The organism is Clostridium facile (genome assembly GCF_014297275.1).
Lineage (GTDB): Bacteria > Bacillota > Clostridia > Oscillospirales > Ruminococcaceae > Massilioclostridium > Massilioclostridium facile.
Window position 1 is genome coordinate 1684806 of the sequence record NZ_JACOQK010000001.1, and the last position, 23643, is coordinate 1708448.

Annotated in this window: 20 protein-coding genes; 9 read left to right on the forward strand and 11 right to left on the reverse strand. The window is 37.1% G+C overall.

Annotated features, from left to right (window positions below):
- Positions 1–86: 86 nt before the first annotated feature.
- The 6 genes from H8Z77_RS07005 to H8Z77_RS07030 all read left to right on the forward strand — a co-directional run bounded on the left by H8Z77_RS07005 (position 87) and on the right by H8Z77_RS07030 (position 5387).
- The gene (locus tag H8Z77_RS07005; RefSeq protein WP_069987236.1) at positions 87–515 is read left to right on the forward strand and encodes an ATP synthase subunit C; all 429 of its coding nucleotides are present in this window, start codon (positions 87–89) and stop codon (positions 513–515) included.
- A gap of 63 nt (positions 516–578) precedes the next feature.
- On the forward strand, positions 579–887 hold the full coding sequence (locus H8Z77_RS07010) for a V-type ATP synthase subunit F (protein WP_069987987.1): 309 nt from the start codon (positions 579–581) through the stop codon (positions 885–887).
- Positions 888–922: 35 nt separating this feature from the next.
- The gene (locus H8Z77_RS07015; RefSeq protein WP_069987237.1) at positions 923–1519 is read left to right on the forward strand and encodes a V-type ATP synthase subunit E; all 597 of its coding nucleotides are present in this window, start codon (positions 923–925) and stop codon (positions 1517–1519) included.
- A 24-nt stretch (positions 1520–1543) separates the two neighbouring features.
- Positions 1544–3295, forward strand: coding sequence for a V-type ATP synthase subunit A (locus H8Z77_RS07020; RefSeq protein WP_207726001.1), 1752 nt, complete (start codon positions 1544–1546; stop codon positions 3293–3295).
- A 21-nt stretch (positions 3296–3316) separates the two neighbouring features.
- Positions 3317–4726, forward strand: a complete 1410-nt coding sequence (locus tag H8Z77_RS07025; protein ID WP_069987239.1) for a V-type ATP synthase subunit B — start codon at positions 3317–3319, stop codon at positions 4724–4726.
- Between the two features lie 34 nt (positions 4727–4760).
- Positions 4761–5387: a V-type ATP synthase subunit D gene (locus H8Z77_RS07030; protein ID WP_186996591.1), complete on the forward strand. Its 627-nt coding sequence runs from the start codon at positions 4761–4763 to the stop codon at positions 5385–5387.
- Between the two features lie 365 nt (positions 5388–5752).
- Here the strand turns inward: H8Z77_RS07030 and rd are convergent, their stop codons facing one another.
- From rd to H8Z77_RS07060, 6 genes are all read right to left on the reverse strand, one after another.
- Positions 5753–5911, reverse strand: a complete 159-nt coding sequence (gene rd, locus H8Z77_RS07035) for a rubredoxin (protein WP_069987241.1) — start codon at positions 5909–5911, stop codon at positions 5753–5755.
- 141 nt (positions 5912–6052) lie between these two features.
- On the reverse strand, positions 6053–8899 hold the full coding sequence (gene uvrA, locus H8Z77_RS07040; RefSeq protein WP_186996592.1) for an excinuclease ABC subunit UvrA: 2847 nt from the start codon (positions 8897–8899) through the stop codon (positions 6053–6055).
- A 9-nt stretch (positions 8900–8908) separates the two neighbouring features.
- Positions 8909–10879, reverse strand: coding sequence for an excinuclease ABC subunit UvrB (gene uvrB / locus H8Z77_RS07045; protein WP_186996593.1), 1971 nt, complete (start codon positions 10877–10879; stop codon positions 8909–8911).
- Between the two features lie 585 nt (positions 10880–11464).
- Positions 11465–11935, reverse strand: a complete 471-nt coding sequence (gene ispF / locus H8Z77_RS07050) for a 2-C-methyl-D-erythritol 2,4-cyclodiphosphate synthase (RefSeq protein ID WP_186996594.1) — start codon at positions 11933–11935, stop codon at positions 11465–11467.
- A complete protein-coding gene (ispD, locus tag H8Z77_RS07055) occupies positions 11926–12609 on the reverse strand; it encodes a 2-C-methyl-D-erythritol 4-phosphate cytidylyltransferase (RefSeq protein WP_069987245.1) in 684 nt (227 codons plus the stop codon). The genes ispF and ispD overlap by 10 nt, the downstream gene beginning before the upstream one ends.
- Positions 12610–12674: 65 nt before the next feature.
- The gene (locus tag H8Z77_RS07060) at positions 12675–13043 is read right to left on the reverse strand and encodes a VOC family protein (protein WP_069987246.1); all 369 of its coding nucleotides are present in this window, start codon (positions 13041–13043) and stop codon (positions 12675–12677) included.
- A gap of 297 nt (positions 13044–13340) precedes the next feature.
- On the opposite strand from H8Z77_RS07060, the gene H8Z77_RS07065 reads away from it, so the two are divergent.
- The gene (locus tag H8Z77_RS07065; protein ID WP_069987247.1) at positions 13341–14603 is read left to right on the forward strand and encodes a cation:proton antiporter; all 1263 of its coding nucleotides are present in this window, start codon (positions 13341–13343) and stop codon (positions 14601–14603) included.
- A gap of 54 nt (positions 14604–14657) precedes the next feature.
- Here the strand turns inward: H8Z77_RS07065 and H8Z77_RS07070 are convergent, their stop codons facing one another.
- The 3 genes from H8Z77_RS07070 to H8Z77_RS07080 form a co-directional block, all read right to left on the reverse strand.
- Entirely contained in the window at positions 14658–15512 is an 855-nt protein-coding gene (locus H8Z77_RS07070; RefSeq protein ID WP_186996595.1) for a hypothetical protein, read from the reverse strand.
- Positions 15513–15547: 35 nt separating this feature from the next.
- Positions 15548–16909 (reverse strand): 23S rRNA (uracil(1939)-C(5))-methyltransferase RlmD, encoded by a 1362-nt coding sequence (gene rlmD / locus H8Z77_RS07075; RefSeq protein ID WP_186996596.1) that lies wholly within the window; start codon positions 16907–16909, stop codon positions 15548–15550.
- 178 nt (positions 16910–17087) lie between these two features.
- Positions 17088–19295: a transglycosylase domain-containing protein gene (locus tag H8Z77_RS07080; protein ID WP_069987250.1), complete on the reverse strand. Its 2208-nt coding sequence runs from the start codon at positions 19293–19295 to the stop codon at positions 17088–17090.
- 405 nt (positions 19296–19700) lie between these two features.
- On the opposite strand from H8Z77_RS07080, the gene H8Z77_RS07085 reads away from it, so the two are divergent.
- Positions 19701–20024, forward strand: a complete 324-nt coding sequence (locus H8Z77_RS07085) for a hypothetical protein (RefSeq protein ID WP_069987252.1) — start codon at positions 19701–19703, stop codon at positions 20022–20024.
- Here the strand turns inward: H8Z77_RS07085 and H8Z77_RS07090 are convergent.
- Positions 20021–21286 carry a hemolysin family protein gene (locus H8Z77_RS07090; RefSeq protein ID WP_069987253.1) on the reverse strand — a complete coding sequence of 422 codons (1266 nt, stop codon included), beginning with the start codon at positions 21284–21286 and terminating at the stop codon, positions 20021–20023. The two genes, H8Z77_RS07085 and H8Z77_RS07090, sit on opposite strands and share 4 nt — an antisense overlap.
- A gap of 267 nt (positions 21287–21553) precedes the next feature.
- On the opposite strand from H8Z77_RS07090, the gene H8Z77_RS07095 reads away from it, so the two are divergent.
- Positions 21554–22165 carry a DUF4364 family protein gene (locus tag H8Z77_RS07095; protein ID WP_069987254.1) on the forward strand — a complete coding sequence of 204 codons (612 nt, stop codon included), beginning with the start codon at positions 21554–21556 and terminating at the stop codon, positions 22163–22165.
- A 208-nt stretch (positions 22166–22373) separates the two neighbouring features.
- Here the strand turns inward: H8Z77_RS07095 and fabV are convergent, their stop codons facing one another.
- Complete coding sequence (gene fabV / locus H8Z77_RS07100) at positions 22374–23534, reverse strand: enoyl-ACP reductase FabV (protein WP_069987255.1); 1161 nt, start codon at positions 23532–23534, stop codon at positions 22374–22376.
- Between the last annotated feature and the right edge of the window lie 109 nt (positions 23535–23643).

Below are 23643 nucleotides of genomic sequence, written 5' to 3' on the forward strand. Positions count from 1 at the left end.
AAAACAAAATCAAATAGTTCCCGCTATGCAGGCTGTTTAGCTTGTATGATAGATTATTTTAATATTGAATTTTGGAGGTTTTACTTATGTTAATGTTTGTACTCCCTTTACTCGCTATCGTTTTATTAATGATGCCATTGGTTCCTGTATACGCTGGAATTACCACTGGTAAAAAGGCAAAACACGCTATTATCTTTAATCTATGCGCTTTTGCTGGTATCGTTCTATTGATGATCGTCCTGCCACTGGGTGGTTTTGTATCCGCTGCTACAGACGCTGGCAGTGCGGCGGCTGCTTTAAGCACTGGTGATGGTCTAAAATATTTAGGTGCAGCCCTTTCCACCGGCCTTGCTTCCATCGGCGCAGGTGTTGCAGTAGGCGGTGCTGCTCCAGCAGCAATTGGCGCTTGTAGTGAAGATCCAAAAGCATTTGGTAAATCCATGATCTTCGTTGTAATGGGTGAAGGTATTGCAATCTACGGTTTGGTTATTTCCTTTATGATTCTGTTTATGTAAGCAAAATAAACAATCCCCATCCCAACAAAGTGGATGGGGATGAATCAAGAAATGGAGTATACTATGAAATTTTATTGTATAAGTGATAACATTGATACACAGATGGGGATGCGCCTTACCGGTATTGAAGGGGTTGTTGTCCATGAACCGCAAGAAGTGGAACAAGAAATCACAAAAGCTTGTGGTAACCCAGAAATCGGTATCCTATTAATTTCCGAAAAATTAATGAAGCTTTGCCCAGACTTGATTTATGATTTTAAACTGCATAGGAAATATCCATTATTAGTAGAAATCCCAGACCGCCACGGTACTGCTGATATCAGTGGAACCATCACAAACTATGTTCGTGAAGCAATTGGGGTTAAAATTTAATTTGCGATACAGCCAAATAAGAAGGTGAACAATAAATGGCATACGATAACGAAAAACTGCAAAGATTTGAGCAATCTGTTTTAATGGAAGCCGAGAAAAAAATACAGGAAATCCAAGCTGAAACAGAAAAAATGAAAGAAAATGAATTGGAAAATACTCGCCAAAAAGAATATGATAAGATGTTTTCTGTTATGCAGGAACAGGTACACCAATTGCAGTTAAAATACCGCCAAGAGGTAACCAAAGTAGAATTGGATGGAAAACGGGAGTTACTCGAATTCCGCAATCAACTAACCGAAAAAATTTTTCAAGAAGCGGAAGAAAAGTTACAAAAATTCACTGATACAAAAGAGTACCAATCCTTTTTGCTTACTTCCATCCAAACAGCGGCAGAAAGTTTTACTGGTCAACCAATGATTATTTCCATACAGGAAAAAGACCTTCCATTGACCGAAAAAATTTGTGAATTGGTACCAACTGCTACTGTCCAGGCAGACCCTGCCAATCAATTAGGTGGTTTCAAGCTGATTCAGCCAGAAAAAAATGTGCTACAAGATGAGACGTTTGCAAACGACCTCGACAAGCAACGTCAGGAATTTTACCGTACCTGCGGCTTGACCATTGCTGTATAACTATAAATAGATGAGGTGATATCATTGGCTAACGTAATTTACTCCATCAATGGCCCTGTTGTCAAAATCAAAGATACGCAGGATTTTTCCATGTTGGAAATGGTATATGTCGGAAAACAAAAAATCATTGGCGAGGTCATCTCTATCAATGATAAAGAAACCACTATTCAAGTATATGAAAGTACCACCGGACTAAAACCAGGCGAGCCTGTTTATGGTACAGGGGCTCCATTATCCGCTACTTTGGGTCCTGGTATTATTTCAAATATCTTTGATGGTATTGAGCGCCCTTTGCGGGATATGGCAGAGGAAACCGGAGCGTTTATTGGCATTGGTTCTGATGTATCCTCTTTAGACCTGAAAAAAACATATGATGTAACAATTACTGTATCTGTAGGGGATCACCTAACAGGTGGTGATATTTACGCTACCTGTCCAGAAACCTCCGCAATTGAACACCGCTGCATGCTCTCCCCTATGTTGGAAGGCGATGTCATAGAGGTAAAACCAAATGGTTCTTACACTGTAAATGATACCGTCGTTGTCATCAAAGACGCACAAGGGAATATCCATGAATTAACTCTGTGTCAGAAATGGCCAATCCGTACTGCCCGTCCTGTAAAAGAAAGAAAACCAATCAACCGTCCATTGATTACTGGCCAACGTGTGATTGATACCATGTTCCCAATTGCCAAGGGTGGCGCTGCTGCTATTCCAGGCGGATTTGGTACTGGTAAAACCATGACACAGCACCAGTTGGCAAAATGGTGTGATGCTGACTTAATTGTATATATTGGTTGCGGGGAACGTGGGAACGAGATGACTCAGGTTTTGGAAGAATTCTCCGAATTGATTGACCCACGCACCCAACGTCCTCTCACCGACCGTACTGTATTGATTGCAAATACCTCCAATATGCCAGTTGCTGCCCGTGAGGCTTCTATCTACACTGGTATTACATTGGCAGAATACTACCGTGACATGGGATACCATGTGGCTATCATGGCAGACTCCACTTCCCGTTGGGCAGAGGCTTTGAGGGAAATCTCTGGTCGTTTGGAAGAAATGCCAGCAGAAGAAGGGTTTCCAGCATATCTACCATCCCGTCTATCCCAATTCTATGAACGTGCTGGCTATATGGTAAACTTGAATGATACCGAAGGCTCTGTTACTATTATCGGCGCGGTTTCCCCACAAGGTTCCGACTTCTCCGAACCAGTTACACAAAACACAAAACGTTTTGTACGTTGTTTCTGGGCTTTAGATAAATCCTTGGCTTATGCCCGCCACTATCCAGCAATTAACTGGATGACTAGCTACAGCGAATACGAAGATGATCTGGCAGATTTCTATGCAAAAAATGTTGGGGAAGATTTCTTGGCATTAAAACAACGGACTTCCGCTTTATTGGCGGAGGAATCCAACCTGATGGAAATTGTAAAACTGATTGGGGCAGATGTGCTACCAGATGACCAAAAACTAGTTATTGAAACCGCGAAAGTCATCCGTGTAGGATTCTTACAGCAAAACGCATTCCATAAAGATGATACCTATGTTCCAATGAAAAAACAATTGGAAATGATGAAGGTAATCCTGTATTTATACGATAAAGCAACCGAACTGGTGTCGCGTAATATTCCAATTTCTAATATTATCAGCACAGGTATTTTTGATAAATTAACCCGTATTAAATACGATGTTCCAAATGACCATCTGGAAATGTTTGAGGATTACTACAAAGAAATTGATCAAAAACTTATGGAAAGCGACAAATAATAAGGATTGGAGTGAGGCCCTATGGCAATTCAACACATTGGATTAAAAGAAATTAACGGTCCATTGGTTGTGTTAGATGATGTAGAAGGTGCCAGTTTTGAAGAGCTGGTTCAGCTTCATCTGGAAAACGGCTCGGTTCGTTTAGGCCGTATTGTTCAAATTATGGGAAAACGTGTTGTGGTACAGGTATTTGAAGGCACTGATGGCCTTTCCTTGAATAATACTACCACTGAATTTACAGGACACCCAATGGAAATTGCCCTTTCAAAAGAAATTTTAGGCCGTATTTTTAACGGCGCTGGAAAACCAATTGATGGTTTAGGGGATATTTATGCGGATCAATACGCCGATATCAATGGTCAGCCAATCAATCCGGTTTCCCGTGTCTATCCACAGAACTATATCCGTACAGGAATTTCCGCTATCGATGCCATGATGACATTGATCCGTGGTCAAAAGCTTCCTATTTTTTCTGACTCCGGTTTGAGCCATAACAAATTGGCAGTCCAAATTGTACGCCAGGCAAAAATCGCTGAGGACAATGGTCAAGGCTTTGGTATTGTATTCGCGGCAATGGGCGTTAACAACGATGTTGCCGATTACTTTAAAGCAAAATTCCAGGAAAGCGGTGTTTTGGAACGTGTTGCGATGTTTGTAAATCTAGCAAACGATCCAATTATCGAACGTATCTTGACCCCTAGATGTGCTCTTACAGCTGCAGAATATTTGGCATATCAGCACAATATGCACATTCTGGTTATCTTAACTGATATGACATCCTATGCGGAAGCTGTCCGTGAATTCTCCTCTTCCAAAGGTGAAATTCCAGGAAGAAAAGGATTCCCAGGCTATTTGTATTCGGACTTTGCTTCCTTGTATGAACGTGCTGGTATTATCAAAGGGGCATCTGGCTCTGTTACGCAGATCCCTATTTTGACGATGCCAAATGGTGATATTACCCACCCAATCCCTGACTTAACTGGCTATATTACCGAAGGACAAATTGTATTGGACCGTGCCTTAGCCCAACAAGGGATTTACCCACCAATTGCTGTACTACCATCCTTATCCCGTCTGATGAAAGACGGTATCGGGGAAGGGTTTACCCGGGCAGACCATGCGGATGTTTCTAACCAATTGTTCGCTTGCTACGCAAAAGTAAGCGATGCCCGTGCCCTGGCTTCTGTTATCGGGGAAGAAGAATTATCCGAAACCGATAAAGCCTATATGGAATTTGGACGCCAATTTGAACAAAACTTTATCCAACAAGGTGAAAATGAAGACAGGACAATGGAACAAACCCTGGAATTGGGTTGGGACTTACTCTGCCTACTGCCAAAAGAAGAATTGGACCGTATCAATTCTGACCTATTATTCCAGTTCTACGATTCCAGCCGTGCGGATCGTTTCCGTAAAAATAAAAGATTCTAAAAACACGATCCAATAATTGAAGGGAGGTCCATCTATGGCTTTAGCTGTGTTCCCTACTAAGGGTAACTTAATTAATATCAAAAAGTCCCTGAACCTTGCCAGATTGGGTTTTGACTTAATGGACCGCAAAAGAAATATTCTGGTGCGGGAAATGATGTCTTTGATTGACACCGCAAAATCCATCCGTGGTGAAATTGAAAAAACCTATGCGGAAGCTTATTTGGCACTTCAAAAAGCAAATATTACATTGGGCGTGTGTGAAAATATCGCAAACGGAATTGAAATTGAAACGGGGGTACATATTACCTACCGTAGCGTTATGGGTGTGGAAATTCCAAAAGTTACATTGGAATCTACCCTTTCCCCCAACGCTTATGGTTTTACAGGAACCAACTCCCAATTGGATATTGCTTATATTAAATTTGAAAAAGCAAAACAAATAAGTATTGTATTGGCTGAAATTGAAAATAGTGTTTACCGTCTAGCAAATGCGATTAAAACTACCCAACGCCGAGCAAACGCATTAAAAAATATTAATATTCCACAATTTGAAGAAACCGTTAAATTTATCTCCGATGCTTTGGAGGAAAAAGAACGGGAAGAATTCAGCCGAATGAAAGTAATTAAACGCACGAAAGAACAACAAGAACAAACGAGCTAGTAAAAAAACACCATTGAAATCAATGGTGTTTTTTCTATAATTATGGTGGAATATATCATTAGGTATCATATTAAAAAATATCTTCCATTTTACTACTACAAAAAATTGAAAAAAATATATTGATTTACAGATTTAATTTTTCTGCTAAAGAATATCTTATTACTTTGGAGACTAGTGGATAAAAACTATATTGATAATTAGAAAAACATTTCGTATTTATAATAATATTGTGAATTTATAAAGGAATCTTATGGCAAAGAAGATACAATATAAGTCCCATTGCCTACATGTATATTTATTTTCTGAATACATAGGCATAAAAAAAGCTTAGATGAAACAATTTTCATCTAAGCTTTTTTTATGAATTATTCAGCTTCAAATTGGTCTTTGCCTACACCACATAATGGGCAAACAAAATCATCTGGAAGATCTTCAAAAGCTGTTCCAGCAGCGATACCTGCATCTGGTTCGCCTACTTCTGGGTCATATACATAACCACATACAGTACATACATATTTTGCCATAATAAATTTCTCCTTTCGATGAAATAATAATGAGTATTATTATATGATATTATCATCATACTGTAATTTCAATTAAATTTCATTGTTATTTTATGAATCAATTAAAACTATTTATTAATTGATTCTATTAATTTAAAAATTTTATTTTGAGGACTGTTTTGTTTTTTCCAAAGAACGTTTTAAATACTGCCCTGTATAGGAATCAACACACTCCGCCACTTCTTCCGGTGTTCCATTAGCTACTATTTCTCCACCCCGGGTTCCACCTTCAGGACCCAAGTCAATAATATGATCCGCAACTTTGATGATATCTAAATTGTGTTCAATGACTAAGACAGTATTCCCAGCATCCACTAGTTTTTGCAATACTTGGATTAATCGGTGTACATCCGCTGTGTGAAGCCCTGTGGTAGGCTCATCCAAAATATAGATGGTTTTTCCTGTAGAGCGTTTGGCAAGTTCAGTAGCCAATTTGACGCGTTGTGCTTCCCCACCAGAAAGGGTAGTAGCTGGCTGTCCTATTTTTACGTAACCCAACCCCACTTCAAACAATGTTTTTAATTTGCGATGGATACGGGGAATATTTTCAAAGAAGTACATCCCCTCTTCCACCGTCATCTCCAGCACATCATGAATACTCTTTCCTTTATATTTTACCTCTAACGTTTCACGATTATACCGTTTCCCTTTACAAACTTCACAGGGTACAAAAATATCAGGTAAAAAATGCATTTCAATCTTGACAATGCCATCTCCCTGACAAGCTTCACACCGTCCTCCACGGACATTGAAGCTAAATCTGCCAGCATTATATCCCCTCATTTTTGCATCCGCTGTTTGGGCAAATAATTCCCTGATATCATTAAATACCCCGGTATAGGTTCCAGGATTTGACCTTGGTGTACGTCCAATCGGGCTTTGGTCAATATCAATCACTTTATCCAGATATTCAAGACCATCTACCTTACCGTGTTTTCCAGCATGAAGCCGTGCACGGTTTAATTTAGCAGCTAAATGTTTATATATAATTTCATTTACTAAAGAGGATTTTCCAGAACCAGAAACCCCGGTGACACAGACAAAACACCCTAACGGAATTTTTACAGTAATATCCTTCAGGTTATTTTCAGCGCATCCTGTAAAGGTCAAGAAATTACCATTTCCTTTCCTGCGTTCTTTCGGCACAGGAATTTGCTTTTTCCCAAACAGATATTGTGCTGTAATGGATTCTTCGCAGGTTTTCAACTGGTCAATCGTTCCGGAGAATACAATTTCTCCTCCATGAATCCCTGCTCCAGGTCCTACATCAACGAGATAATCCGCCGCCAGCATAGTATCTTCGTCATGTTCTACCACAATCAAGGTATTTCCAATATCACGAAGATGCTTCAACGTACCAATCAGTTTATCATTATCCCTTTGGTGCAATCCAATACTAGGTTCATCCAAAATATATAACACCCCTACCAAAGAGGAACCAATTTGGGTTGCTAACCGGATACGCTGACTTTCTCCACCGGATAATGTCCCTGCGGAACGGGAAAGAGTCAAATACTCTAGTCCTACGCTGCAAAGGAATTGCAGCCGTTCCCGGATTTCCTTTAATACAGCGTCCGCAATCATGTGGTCACGCTCTGATAACTCTAATTGCTGGATAAAATCCAACAATTCTGTTATGCTCATCTTGGTGATTTCACTGATATTTCTTCCTCCAACCGTAACCGCCAAGGCTTCTGGTTTTAACCGTTCTCCATGGCAGGAAGGACATTCAATATCATTCATATAATTAGCGATTTCTTCTTTGGCATAATCGCTGTTACTCTCTTTGTAACGCCGTTCCAGATTATTGATAATTCCTTCAAATGGAGCGGAATATGTGCCAGTTCCATAACCATTGGTACGGGTCATTTCCAGCTTTTTTTTGCCAGTGCCATAAAAAATAACGTCTACTGCTTTTTTTGGAAGATCTTGAAATGGGGTATCCAAAGAAAAGCCATAAGTCTGTGCCAATGCCTCAAAATACATATTGGCGATGGACCCTCTATCCCCAAAAGACCATCCAGAAGCTTTCAGTGCACCTTGTGAAATAGACAGCTCTTTATTGGGAACAATTAAATCCGGATCTACTTTCATAAAAGTCCCTAACCCAGTACATTTTTCACAGGCACCATATGGATTATTAAATGAAAACATTCTTGGAGAAAGTTCTTCAATACTAATACCATGCTCTGGGCAAGCATAGTTTTGGGAAAACAATATCTCTTCCCCATCCACTACATCCACGATAATCAATCCCCCGGATAAATTTGAGGCAATCTCCAAACTATCTGTTAAGCGGGATTTGATTTCTGGTTTGATCACCAATCGGTCAACAATAATCTCAATGTGGTGCTTAATATTTTTCTCCAGTTTAATTTCTTCCGAAAGGTCATAGATGTTACCATCGACACGGACACGGACAAACCCGCTTTTTCTAGCGGCTTCAAACTCTTTTACGTGCTCCCCTTTCCTTCCTCTAACAATTGGGGCCATTATTTGGATTTTTGTCCGCTCTTCCAGCTTCATTACCTGGTCAACAATCTGGTCAATTGTCTGCTGCTTAATTTCACGGCCACAAATGGGACAATGAGGAATCCCTATCCTAGCATACAGCAAACGAAGATAGTCATAAATTTCAGTGACAGTACCCACAGTGGAACGAGGGTTCTTAGAGGTTGTTTTTTGGTCAATCGAAATTGCTGGGGATAAGCCTTCAATTTCATCCACATCTGGTTTTTCCATTTGCCCCAAAAATTGTCTTGCATAAGAAGAAAGGCTTTCCACATATCTCCGCTGGCCATCAGCATAAATGGTATCAAATGCCAAAGAGGATTTTCCAGAACCGGATAATCCAGTAAATACAACTAATTTATCCCTAGGAATCGTCACGTCCACATTTTTTAAATTGTGCTCACGAGCACCTTTGATGATGATTTTATCTTTCCCCACAGAAACACCTCAGCTCTTTTTAATTTCTTCAATACGGTCCCTCAAATAGATTGCATGTTCAAATTCTAATAATTTTGCCGCATTTTTCATTTCAATGGTCAGTTTTTCAATCAATGCGTCTTTTTCTTTTTTAGATAATTTTTTCTTTTTCGTTGTAGGTTCGGTTTCTTCTTTGGTAGAAATTTCGAGAATTTCACGTACATCTTTTTTAATGGTAGTAGGAACAATTCCATGTTCCTGATTATATGCCATCTGGATTTCTCGCCTACGTAAAGTCTCGGTTATTGCACGTTCCATAGAACCGGTTACCTGGTCCGCATACATAATTACCTTGCCCTCTGCATTTCGGGCAGCACGTCCAATTGTCTGAATCAAGGAAGTTTCAGAACGTAGGAATCCTTCTTTATCCGCATCCAAAATACAAACGAGGGATACCTCAGGAATATCCAATCCTTCCCGCAATAGGTTAATTCCTACCAGTACATCGAATTCCCCTAAACGAAGATCCCGGATAATCTCCATACGTTCAATCGTATCCACACCATAGTGCATATAGCGAACTTTAACACCTGATTGTTCCAGGAAATCCGTTAAATCCTCCGCCATTTTTTTCGTCAAAGTGGTGACCAAAACACGTTCCTTCTTTTCAATGCGTTGGTTGATTTCAAACAGTAAATCCTCAATCTGGCCTTCAATTGGTTTTACAGTAATTTCTGGATCCAATAATCCAGTTGGACGAATTACCTGCTGTACAATCTGAGTAGAATGGTCTTTTTCAAAATCCCCAGGGGTTGCACTAACATAAATAGCCTGATTCACCTTACTGTAAAATTCATCAAAATTCAACGGTCTGTTATCATAAGCAGACGGTAGACGGAACCCATAATCAATCAAGGTCTTTTTCCTCGCATGGTCACCAAAATACATTCCTTTTACCTGCGGAAGGGTAACATGGGATTCATCCACAATCAATAAAAAATCATCTGGAAAGTGGTCCATCAAGGTATATGGGGTAGCGCCTTCTGGACGTCCAGATAAAACTCTGGAATAGTTTTCGATTCCCTTACAAAAACCGATTTCCTCTAGCATTTCAATATCATACATGGTACGCTGTTTAATTCTTTGTGCCTCCAACAGCATTTCATTCTCAGTAAAATAAGCAACCCGTTCATCTAGCTCTTTTTCCAGGTTACGGAGCGCATCATGCATTTGCTCTGGAGGGATAATATAATGAGAAGAAGGATAAATCGCAATGTGGGAAACCCTCTGTTTCACTTCCCCAGTTAAAGCGTTGATCTCACTGATTCGATCAATCTCATCACCAAAAAATTCGACGCGGATGGCGGTATCACTGGAATAAGCAGGGAATATCTCCACCACATCTCCCCGAACACGGAATTTATTACGGACAAAATTAATATCATTCCGCTCATATTGAATTTCCACCAATTTTTCAAGTAATTCATCCCTGGATTTTTCCAAGCCTTCTCGTAAAGAAATCACCATGCTGCGGTAATCAATCGGGTTACCCAAACTGTAAATACAAGACACACTTGCTACAATAATAACATCTCGGCGTTCTGCCAAAGCACAAGTGGCGGAGTGGCGTAATTTATCAATTTCATCATTGATAGCACTATCTTTTTCAATATAGGTATCTGTACTGGGAACATAGGCTTCTGGCTGATAGTAATCGTAATAAGAGACAAAGTACTCCACCGCATTTTCTGGAAAAAACTCTTTAAATTCCGAGCAAAGCTGAGCTGCCAAAGTTTTGTTGTGTGCCAGTACCAATGTTGGTTTATTCACCTGTGCAATTACATTTGCCATGGTAAAAGTTTTACCAGAACCAGTTACCCCTAATAAGGTTTGTTCTTTATCCCCTCTTTGAAGTCCTTGAACTAATTTGGCAATCGCTTCTGGCTGGTCTCCTGTTGGCTGATATGGAGAAACCAGTTTAAACTTATTTTGATTCGTCATAGGTAAATCTCCTGTTTATTTTATCACAACTGGTTCGTAAAATTTTTACAAATAATAATCCTATTTATTCAGACTTACTACTTAAAAGAACAAATGTTTGTTATATCCATATTACTACGTATTCTTTGTTTTGTCAATGTTTTAGTATATCATAAAAACCTCATTTTTACAATAAAACCAGCCTTTCTATGATAAAATGATATTATCATTTATTCTTAAGGAATCCTATGAAAAGTGATAATAAAAGCGTTTATTGTGTAGATAAAAATTTCAGCCATTATTATTGCACCAATCACATCTCCTAATCATATAACTTTTACAGTAGATACACTAATTTCTACTTGTTATTTTTATCTTAAATAATTACAACATACAATCCATGATGAGATTTTTTCTTACCAATACTGTCAACGAATAATGAAATAATCTCCTAAGCAAAACAAATTAAGAAATATTGATTATAAAAAATTGTGCGATTCGCTCTATCAAGCAGCTTCTTAAATATTTGAATCGCATCACCTTGAATTTCTACACAAATGCACTTAATTAAAAGGAGGGAAACCATTTTGATTCCCTCCTAATTATCTATTCTTCTAATAAGCAAACACAATGCGCCGCAATGCCTTGTTTTTCTCCAGTAAAACCAAGACCCTCTTCTGTTGTCGCTTTTATATTAATGCGGTTTTTAGGAATATTCAAACCAACAGAAAGATTTGCCATCATATGATCAATAAAAGGGCGGAGTTTTGGAGCCTGAGCTAAAATAGTAAGGTCAATATTACTGATTTGAAATCCATGCTTTTTTAATAAATTTACAACATGTTGAAGCAGCTTCATACTATCTGCCCCAGCATAAGCAGGATCTGTGTCTGGAAAATGTAGTCCAATATCACCTAATCCAGCTGCACCCAATAAAGCATCCATTACGGCATGAACCGCTACATCCGCATCGGAATGTCCTAACAAACCGGTTTCATGAGGGATTTCTACACCACATAAGATTAATTTTCTCCCCTTTACCAAGCGATGTACATCATATCCATGTCCTATTCGCACTGCTCTTCCCCCTTTGCAAAGCTCTCTGCTAAAACAATATCTTCTGGAGTAGTAATTTTAATATTGGCGTAACTTGCTGTTACAATATGGACGGGAAATCCATATTGTTCAATTAGTTGGCAATCGTCTGTAAAATCCCATTGGTTTTGTTGCGCTTTCTCAACAGCTTTTTTGTAAAGCTCCATCTGAAATACCTGTGGTGTTTGGGTTAAATACAAACTACTTCTTGGGGGAGTAAATTGTATGATACCATCTTCTACGATTTTAATCGTATCTTTTACAGGTGCTCCCAAAGTAGCTGCGCCATATTTTTTTGCAATTTGAATCACTTGTTGAATTTCCTCTATCTGTACAAATGGCCGAGCAGCATCATGGATCGCCACCAAATCACTTTTTGGATTGCAGCATGATAAGCCAGACAAAACTGATTGCTGACGGCTATCTCCACCTTGGGTGACAACTGTATTTTTCAGTTTGTATTGCTGAACAAGCTGTTCAGCATAAGGGATATCTTCTTTTCCAACTACAATTATGGTTTCACACACCTCATCAATCTGTTGAAATTTTGTTACACTGCGTATTACAACTGGAACTCCACCAATTTTTAAAAATTGTTTTTTAATTCCCTCCATGCGGGAAGAATTTCCCGCTGCTACAATAATGACGGATACCATTTTATTGCCTCCTTATTTGTAAAAAGCAGAAAGGCCTTCATCCGAAAATGATAAGGCCTTTTTTCCTATTTTATTGGAACAATTTCTAACCAATAACCATCCGGGTCACTGATAAAATAAATGCCCATGCCAGGGTTTTCATAACAAATACAGCCCATTTCTTGATGTAACTTATGGGCAGCATCAAAATCATCCACATAAAAGGCCAGATGGAATTCATTTTCCCCCAAGTTATATGGCTCTTTACGGTCACGCAACCAAGTTAATTCTAACTGATGTGGGGTAGCACCATCTCCTAAATATACCAAAATAAAGGATTCATCTTGGGCAACTTTTCTCCTCACTTCGGTTAATCCAAGGGCTCTTTGATAAAATTCTAAACTTTTTTGTAGATTTAGTACATTGATATTGTTGTGGGCAAATTTAAAATCCATTGTATTACTCCTTATTTTTCTACGTTTTTTTCTTTATCCCAATCATTTTGTAACCAATCAGAACAACTGCGAAATAAAACCTATTTTTCTTATTACAATCACGAAAGTTATGTCTCTTTTATGATTGTTTTTATCATACCATATGAGGTATTAAAAATCAATTTAAATTATTCGTTAAAATGCTAAATAAATAATGTATTTTTTTTAAACTAAAATGCAATATGATATTGAAAAATCGTTTAAAAAAGACTATAATATAGGTTGTCGAAAATTTCACAAAAAAGGAGATGGTATTTCATGGACTATAGTTTTCTGTTATATGTAGCTATTATCCTGCTCAGTACCAAAGTTCTTGGCCTTATTACCAGAAGATTTAAAATGCCTCAAGTAGTGGGTGCATTGCTGGCTGGTTTGATTTTAGGCCCTGCTGTATTAAATATTTTACATGAAGACATTTTTATCACCCAAGTTTCCGAATTAGGCGTTATCGTATTGATGTTTACCGCTGGTATGGAAACAGACATCAAAGAGCTGAAAAAATCGGGGAAAGCTTCTTTTGTAATTGCGTTATTAGGGGTTATCGTTCCTTTGGCAGGTGGATTCCTCGTGGCACATTTCTTCAATTCCCCAGAATTTTCTGAAGGAGCAACAGCTAGTACGTTATTGCAAAACATCTTTATTGGCATTATCTTAACAGCAACATCGGTAAGTATTTCTGTAGAGACATTAAAAGAAATGGGCAAATTAAATACCCGTGCTGGTAATGCGATCTTAGGGGCTGCTGTAATTGATGATATTTTAGGTATTATTGCATTAACAATTATTACAAGTATGGCAGATTCCTCTATCAATATTGGAATCGTATTGTTAAAAATCCTATTGTTTTTTGTATTTGTTGTGGTTGCAGGAATTCTATGTTATTTCTTGTTCAAAAAATACATGGAACACTATCAAAAAGACTTACGACGTTTTGTTATTATCTCGTTTGTATTCTGCCTGTTATTATCCTATTGTGCAGAAGAATTCTTTGGTGTAGCAGATATTACTGGAGCGTTTATCGCAGGTGTAGCTATTTCTAATACTCCACGATCAAAATATATTGCTTCCCGCTTTGAAACTTTATCTTATACCTTATTATCCCCAATTTTCTTTGCAAGTATTGGGATTAAAGTAGTACTTCCTGCAATGTCAAGTACAATTATTATTTTCTCCATTTTACTCGCAATTATTGCAACCATTACCAAAATTATTGGTTGTGGATTAGGAGCGAAAATTTGTAAATATACCAACCGCGAATCCATTCAAATTGGTATGGGTATGATTTCACGTGGTGAGGTTGCGTTGATTGTAGCAACCAAAGGAGCTGCTTTAGGATTGTTGTCCAACACTTTATTGGGGCCTGTTATTATTACTGTTGTGGTTACAACAATTATTTCCCCAATTCTATTAAAACTAGTATTCCGCTCCAAATCTGGAGATGATGATAGCCGTGAAGAAAGCCAGTTAGCAAAAGGATATGAAAAAGTATTGGATTACACTACTACAGAACGTAATTCCTAGAATTTTTTAATATAAATAAAGAAAACGGATGTCCATTTTGGACATCCGTTTTCTTTATTTATCATCTATGGATATTGGGATCATATACCCACACTCTTCTTTTAACTGCCATATCTTTTTTATATCTGTTCCTGGAACATTATAATCTCTTTTTAACATTATTATAGGATTGTCTAATTTATCTTTCTCTTTCGATTCAAAATAAACTAAGGCTTGTAAGGTATAGTCAATAAGTATCTCTAATTTCTGACTATCACTTATTTTAGAATCATAATTTGCAATGTCAATCTTTGTTATTGGTACTTTGAACGATATTAAATAATTATTTTTGCAATTTTTCACAAAACCATCTGCTATATCATAGTCTTTGTAACAAATTGATAAAGTTTTTAATATTTCTGGTGAACCTAGCCAACCCCTACAATAATCTTTTAAAAATTTACTAACAAATAAATATCCATTTACGTTAAAATCATAAGTAGATGCTTTGCCTATCCCAAATCTCATTAATATCATGCGATCGCAACAATCCCAGGACAATTTATGAATATCCACTTTTTTATTATACCGTTCCATAAAAATTTGATTGTTTTTAAATGTAAATTTAAACCCTAACCCCTTTAAATATTTAGAAAGATTATTTTCAGTAGTTAAAACTTGTGGTAAAGTAGAAATTCCCTCTTTTCTAATAGAATCTACATCTCTTCTAGGTGCTATATGATGAATCATAATACTATCAACAGTTTTTAATTCATGACAGTTACAAAATTTCTTTAAGTTTTGTAAATTTATTTGCCTTGGATTATTTATATTCTCTTTAATATAATGTTGAATTTGTTCTATATCCATGTTGAAGATATATGCAATTGATTGATACAAATCGTCTTTACTTAAAGTATTCAAAATCATTTTTATCACCTAGATTTCTTATCCAACTACAACTTTTAACATTCTTTGTTGAGAAGGATTACGGTTTCTATATGTAACGTGCGGGAAAATAAGTCAACAGGAGTAATTTTTTGTACCTGATAACCTTTCTCATCCAACATTTTACAATCTCGTGCTGCTGTAGCGGGATTGCAAGAAATCATAACAATCCGCTCTGGAGCCATATGGCAAACACTATCCAGCACCTGTTGGCTACATCCTTTTCTTGGTGGATCCAGCAAAACCACATCGGGGTGAATTTTTTCCTGCTCTAAAACCTGCACTGCTTGAGAAGCGTCCCCACACAAAAATCTTGTGTTCGATAATTCCATAGATTCTGCATTCTTTTTCGCATTTTCCACTGCCTCTGGAACAACTTCTACTCCAATGAGAGTTCCAATTTGATCCGCCATAGATAATCCAATGGTTCCTGCACCACAGTATAAATCAATTACAGTTTCCCCTCCAGATAAACCTGCATATTCTTTTGCAATATCATAAAGCCGCTCTGCCTGATTATGGTTAACTTGATAAAAGGACAGCGGAGATAGTTCTACTGGAACCCCACAAAGTTGGTCTAAAATCGTATCCTTTCCATAAATTGTGGTACAGTGTTTTCCCAAAATAACATTGGTTTTATCCTTATTGCAGTTAATGATAATGCTGGTAATCTGAGGGTTACAATCTAATAAACGTTGAATTAAGATATCCTGATGATGGAGAAAATCCTTGGTTAACACCAAACAGACCATAATTTCACCTGATACTTCCCCTCGGCGCAAGTAAATATTCCGTACAATTCCCTGATGTTTTAACTCATCATAAACAGGAATTTGAAATTCATTGATAAAATTCAACACACAATCTACAATTGGTTGAAATTCTTCCGGTTGTAGTAAACAATTATCACAGGATACAACTCGATGGCTTCGGTTTGCGAAAAAGCCTGCTACAGCCTTACCATCTTTTCGTGTAACTGGAAACTGTGCTTTATTCCGGTAATGGTTTACCTGTAGATTTTCTACTAACGGAGATACCTGACAAGAAATTCCTCCAATTCTTTCAAAACAATCAGAAACCATCTTATGCTTTAACTGGCATTCCGATTCATAGGAAATATGGCGTAAAGCACATCCCCCGCATTGACGAAAATAAGGGCAATCCACTTCAATTCGGTCAGGAGAAGCTGTAATAAAAGAATCCACAATCCCAAAACCATAATTTTTTAATACTTTTACTATCCTTACATTGATTTTATCCCCTTTTGCTGTCATAGGGACAAAAATAACAAAATCATCAATTTTTCCTACGCCATTACCATCGCTATTTAAATCAATAATTTCCATAGGTAAAACCATATTCTTTTTTAATTTTTCCATTTATGCCTTCCTTTATCTTGATTACAACTCGATTTATTTAAAACTAAGCTCTTATATCATAAAACAATGTATTTTAAGCCTTTTTTCAGTATAACGGATATTTCTTTTAATTACAATACAAAATCCTGCCGTGAATCCTAAAAATTCACGGCAGGATCGAAAAAATCAAAGGTAACCATTAACCATGTACACTACACGTTCCAGGCTTATTATCCTTTTTATAGTAACCTGTTGCTGTAGATGGACAGCCCGAAGTAGCTATCATCCCTGTCTCTGTACAATAAGTTGCTTCCACTACATCACTGCTTAGTTGAAAACTCTTATTTTGACTATCAGATAAAATATCACTCATAATTGTTTTCCAGGCAGCAACTTGCTTCTTTAACCCTTTATTCTTTGTAATATCATAGTTTTGCTCATAGCCAAACCAAATACCAGCAATATAATCCGGTGTTAATCCCACAAAAGTAGAGTCAAAATCGTCATTAGTAGTACCAGTTTTACCTAGGATTTCAATTCCATTAATATCACCAATCGCACGGGCTGTACCACTGGAACCTACTACAACCTGGCGCAATAAGCGATTCATAATCGTAGCAGTATCCTCACTGATCACCTGATTGGTGCTCAAATCTTTTTTCAGAACCTCATCTCCAGCAGCATTTGTTACACTGGTATAGGTATGGGATTCCGTAAAGTAGCCGCCATTCCCGAAAATTTGGTAAGCATTTGTCAACTCGTCTAAATGGACACCATTGCTCAAAGAACCCAAACTCATTGGTGCTAAGTTAGCATCAGCAGATTCAGTTAAATCGGTAAAACCTAAACTTTTTGTCAAAAAGTCATAACTTTTTTTAGGAGTTAATGTTTGATCTAATTTAATTGGAATACGGTTTAATGACATCTCAACTGCTTTTTGGATTGTTACACTGCCATAACTTTTTCCACCAAAGTTCTGTGGCTCCCACATGGTTCCATCTGGCTGTTCAATCGAAATTGGCTCATCCTGCATGATACTGGAGTAATGGCACAAATCTTCCTCAATTGCCAAAGAATAAATACTCAATGGCTTTATAGCGGAACCTGGGGACCGTTGCCCTTGTACTGCACGGTTAATAACGCTTCTATCTCCAGGAGGCTTTTCTCCAATTCCCCCAACTACTGCTTTCATGGCACCATTATAATCATATAGTACCATAGCGGATTGGAACGGATTCCCTCCATTTTCAGCGCGGTCCGTTGATTCCTTTATAATATCATAGTTCGCAAAAGTAGAACTTTCCTGATAATGCTGTTCCAATTTTTTCTGAGCATTTACATCCATTGTTGTATGGATAATATAACCGCTAGTTTTTATCTTTGCTTCTGCTGTTTCCTTATCATAACCGTATTCTTCCATAAGGTCATTGCGCACCTCATTAATTACAGCATCTACAAAATAGCTTTGATAATTGGAACCATCCATATTTCCAGTTACTTGTCCTTGGTTTACTTCCACAGGAGTAGCAATAGCATTCTGGTAATCCGCCTCTTCAATCAGACCTTGATCATACATATTTTTCAAAATCCAATCGCGGCGCTCCTTATTTTTTTCTGGATTATGAATTGGTTCATAGGTAGAAGGGCTTCTGGTAATTGCTGCAATGGAAGCACACTCTGGCAGAGTTAACTCTGAAACATCTTTATTAAAATATAACTTTGCTGCGGCACCTACACCTTCGTAGTCACCATTCTTTCCACCAATCGTAATAATATTTAAATATGCCTGTAGAATTTCATCTTTGGAATAGGTACGCTCCAAACTCATAGCATTAAAAATTTCCCGGACTTTTCTCCCCGCACTATGAGCATTGTCATTGGTAATATTTTTTACAAGCTGTTGGGTAATTGTAGAACCACCCTGTTCGGTATCCCAGAAATGCAAAATCATATTGGCGAATGCCAAAAATGTACGTTTAAAGTCCACTCCTTCGTGTTCATAAAAACGCTTGTCTTCAATTGCGATAAAAGCATTTTTCAGATCTTCCGGGCAATCCTGAATATCCACCCAAATACGTTTGGTGCCAGTAGAAAGTTTAGAGACTTCTATCTCACCATCCGGGTTTGCGGGATCTGGCGCCATAATGGTTGTAATTCCAGCTGTTTGAATATCCTCTTTTGCTAAACTAATGGTAGAATCTGTTTCGGTTGCTTTCATAACGTAAACAGTCAATGCAGTAACTACAATACTGCCTGTAATAATACAAATCAAAAACAAACAAACAACAGCCTTTCCAATAAAAGCGGCAATGCGTTTTCCTTTACTACGCTGATGTTTTTGTTTTTTTGGCTTTTTGCTCGATTGTTTTTTCTGGACATCTGAACTATAGATATCTTTTGAGCTCATCGAGTATAACGCCTCCTTTTCTCAGGTTAAACTGTCGGCAATGCATCCCTCCAGGTGCATTTTCTATCGTTGGTCAATAATAAGTTTATGCTGCAAAAACCTCTTTCAAAAACACTGGAACTTTTATTTTTCTCTATTTTAAAAAAGTTACAATACAAAATGATTATAGCATAGATTATTTTTTTTGTTAAGTAGTTTGTGTAGTTTTCATAATTTCCATCAATGTTTTTAATGAAAAAATAAATTTTTTCTGTCATTTTCACTTTAAAATTTCCAAATATTCATAAAAATTCATTCAAACTGATTTTATTTTTACTGGATGATCCAAACACAATTTTCGCTGTTTTGACGTATAATATTCCAGTTTATGGGAAGATTAAAGATATCCAGAAAGGAGTGGATTGGATGAACAAAACCAATTATTTGCTCGCTATTTTAACAGGTGCTTTCATTTTATTAACAGCAACCATTGTAATTGCTGTTAGTACCCAACGCAACCAATCTGTTTCAAAACCAATTAATACTGCTTCTACCACAACATGTGCTTATATTATGAAAGAATATCAAGGAAAAATTGGAATCTTTCTTCCAACAGAATCTGAACCTTATGAAATTTTGCCAACCGATATCTCCGTTTTACCTGAGTTTGATCAAATCGCTTTGCGGCAAGGCATTGAACTACAAAGTAAACAGGAATTGAATCGGCTTATCGAGGATTTTGACGGTTAGTAGTCTTCCTCTTTTACAACCTGTAATTTTTCAATTAATAAAGAAGTAATCCGCTGTTGGTTTAATTGCTGTACCGTTACTTTTAAACCCGCCTGCGTAAAACTTTCCCCTTGTTGTGGAAGCTTCTGAAATTGTTCTAATACCCAGCCGCCTACTGTATTACTTTCTGTTTCAAATTGGAATGGATGATAATCAATTTCTTCAAATAAATCATCAATTCCCATATCTGGGTTGATCAAATATGCCGTATCTGATAGCTTTTGGACATCTTGGACAACCGTTTCATTTTTATCGTAAATATCTCCAACTAGTTCTTCCAACATATCCTCTACTGTAATAATCCCCTCTACTCCACCATATTGGTCGGTAACAACCGCCATATGCTCTTGTCTTTGTTGGATTTGCTTAAATAAATCGGATATTTTCGTTTGAGGTGGGACAAACAGAGGTTTTTGCAAAATTGGCAAAATAGAAAAATCATGGCTTTTAATATATTCGCGGAAAAAGTCCCGTTCGTATAAAATACCAATAATATTATCGATATCCTTTTTATAAATCGGAATTCTGGAAAAACCTTTTTCCAAAAATAGGCTACACAGAGTCTCGTTATCTGTATTGAGTTCAGCAGAAACTAAATCTACACGTGGTGTTAATACCTGCTCCGCTGTGGTTTCATCAAAATCCAAAGCAGACCGTACCAACTTGCTTTCATGGTCTTCTAAAACGCCTTCGTCCTCAATTTCCTCTATGATTACCTTAAGCTCCTGCTCGGTTACCGATGGTGCCTGGTTCGATTTTGTAAACTTAGCCATTAAATCTTTCAATTTTCCAAACAAGAAAATAAATGGACGGAAAATTACTGTGATAAATAAAATAAAACCAGATGATTTTAGCGCTGTAGATTCCGCATGGTCTTTTGCAAAACTTTTTGGCAAGATTTCTCCTCCAATTAATACTAAAATAGTAATTACAATGGTGGATATCCCAGGGCCTGCTGCACCAAAATATTTGGTAAACAGCACCGTACCAATAGAGGCTGTAGCAATATTAACAATATTATTTCCAATTAAAATTGCTGTTAAAATACGGTTAAAATCCTTAGATAATCTTAATACACGTTTTGCTTGTTTATTTCCTTCGGCAGCATAGCTTTTAATACGGATTCTATTAAAACTGGAAAACGCTGTCTCAGAAGAAGAAAAAATAGCGGAAAAAACAATTAAAATTAACACAACAAGCCATAACACATCAGTGCTATCCACGAAAAAGTCACTCTCCTTTTATTTTTATCAATCCTATTGTGGATGTATTGATTTTATAATTTGTCTACATGGTAATCAAACCAATCTTTCTAATAAATATCTTTTTATCATTTAGGGAACAACACTACTGAGATTATCATTTGATATAATCCCCTATTGTATTATTGTATCAAACCATGAAAAAAAACACAAGCCTCTTTCCTTTTATTTCAATTTATGTTAAAATAAATATAAATAGCTTTTTGAATCATTACAAGGAGGGATTATATGGCGTCCACCTTTTTAAAAAATGATGAACCTGGCAGTTTATCGGATATTTATGAAATTAAAATTTTGATTTGTTATCTACTAAGCTGTATTGAACAGCCTTTAAGCAAAGAACAGGTAAACTATGTATTCCAGTTTAACAGCATTGTCAATTATTTTAGTTTTTGCCAGGCCCTCAAAGAGTTGATTGATACACACCATATTGAAGAAATCTTTTCTGTTGAGGATGGCAAAAAAATTCTACAGTTAATGCCTATGGGGAAAAATACTGCCTCTACCTTGTCAGGAATTTTACAAAAATCTACTAGAGATAAAATTATATCTACCGCAAAGCAAGTTTTGGCATCGGAACAGCAGGAACGGGACCATCAAGTATCTGTGACCAAAGTAGAGGATGGATATATGGTTCACTTGGTTATCCACGATATTGGCAGTGATTTACTAGAGATGACTTTATTTGCCCCAGATAAACAGGCTGCACAACAAATGGCAGAACGGTTTAACCAGGACGCTGTAATACTTTACCGTGGTATGTTAGGGATCCTACAAAATGATAGTATGTCAATCCACCAAATTGCGGATGAAATTGCAAAACAAAATAAATCCACATAAAAAAGTCAATAAGTAACCTTTATCACAGGGTAAAGTTGGTACATCCAAAAATTTTTATTTTAGTAGGTATCCTTGTAAAAATGAATTTTAAGTTTGTCATTTCAAACTTTATTTTCTAACGATGTTTCCTTTTAAACTAAAATTTATTCTACTGAAACAGATAAAAAAACTGGAACAATTAGATTGTTCCAGTTTTTATTGTTTATTACTACAGTTCAACGTCCTGAGTATAATCTACACCATCTATCTGGAATCCAAACATATGGTAAAAATCTTCCCAATAACCATCTACATCTGCCATTTGGTCAATAGTTTCAGAGGAAATTTCATCCCAGTATTTCATTACTTCCTGTTGAATTTCTGGTTTCATTTCGTAATCATCTAGTCGTATTTGGTTATCACTATCCACAACCGCATTTCCTTTACCAAGTTTTTCACGGAACAAACGGTTCATCTGTTCAATACATCCTTCATGCAATCCTTTTTCCTTCATTACTTTATATAAAATTGTAATGTACAGCGGAACTACTGGGATTGCCGCACTTGCTTGAGTTACCAAAGCTTTATTGACAGAAATATATGCTTTTACCCCTAAATCTCTTAACTGTTCTGTAATATCAATAGAGGTTTGATACAAATGTTTTTTTGCCATTCCAATTGTCCCATTATAATAGATTGGATGGGTTAATGCTGGACCAATATAGGAATATGCCACTGTAATAGAATTGGAAGCCAAAACGCCTGCTTCTGCTAAAGCTTTCATCCAATCCATCCAGTCTTCCCCGCCCATTACCTTAACAGTTGCTTCTATTTCTTCTTCGCTTGCTGGTGGAATACAAGCTTCTGTAACCTGACGGTTTTTTAAATCCAAGTTTTTATTTTTAAATTCTTCTCCAACTGTTTTTAATACGGAACGGTAAACAGTACCATCTGCCATTGTACGGCGTGGGGCTGCTAAACTATAAACAACCATATCTACCTGTCCCAAGTCCTGACGGATGATTTGTATGATTTGATCTTTCACTTCCTGGGAAAAAGCATCACCATTAATTGTTTTTGCATATAGCCCATCTTGCTGTGCCTGCTGTTCAAACGCCAGATTATTATACCATCCTGCTGTTGCTGTCCTTTTGCCAGAAGCTGCACGTTCAAACATGACACCCAATGTAGCTGCCTGACATCCATACGCCGCTGTGATACGGGATGCAAGCCCATATCCGGTAGAGCTGCCGATCACCAATACTTTTTTTGGACCATCCACTGTACCTAATTTTTTTGTATATGCAATTTGCTGTTTCACATTTTCACGGCATCCTATCGGATGCGCTGTAGTACAAATAAAATCTCTAACTTTTGGTTCTACTACCATTTTATTATCTCCTTTACAATCCAATTATCTTGTTTCCATCACAAATATTATTTTTATTGTAACATAATTCGGATAAAAAAGAAAGATACTCCAATAAATTATATTAGAG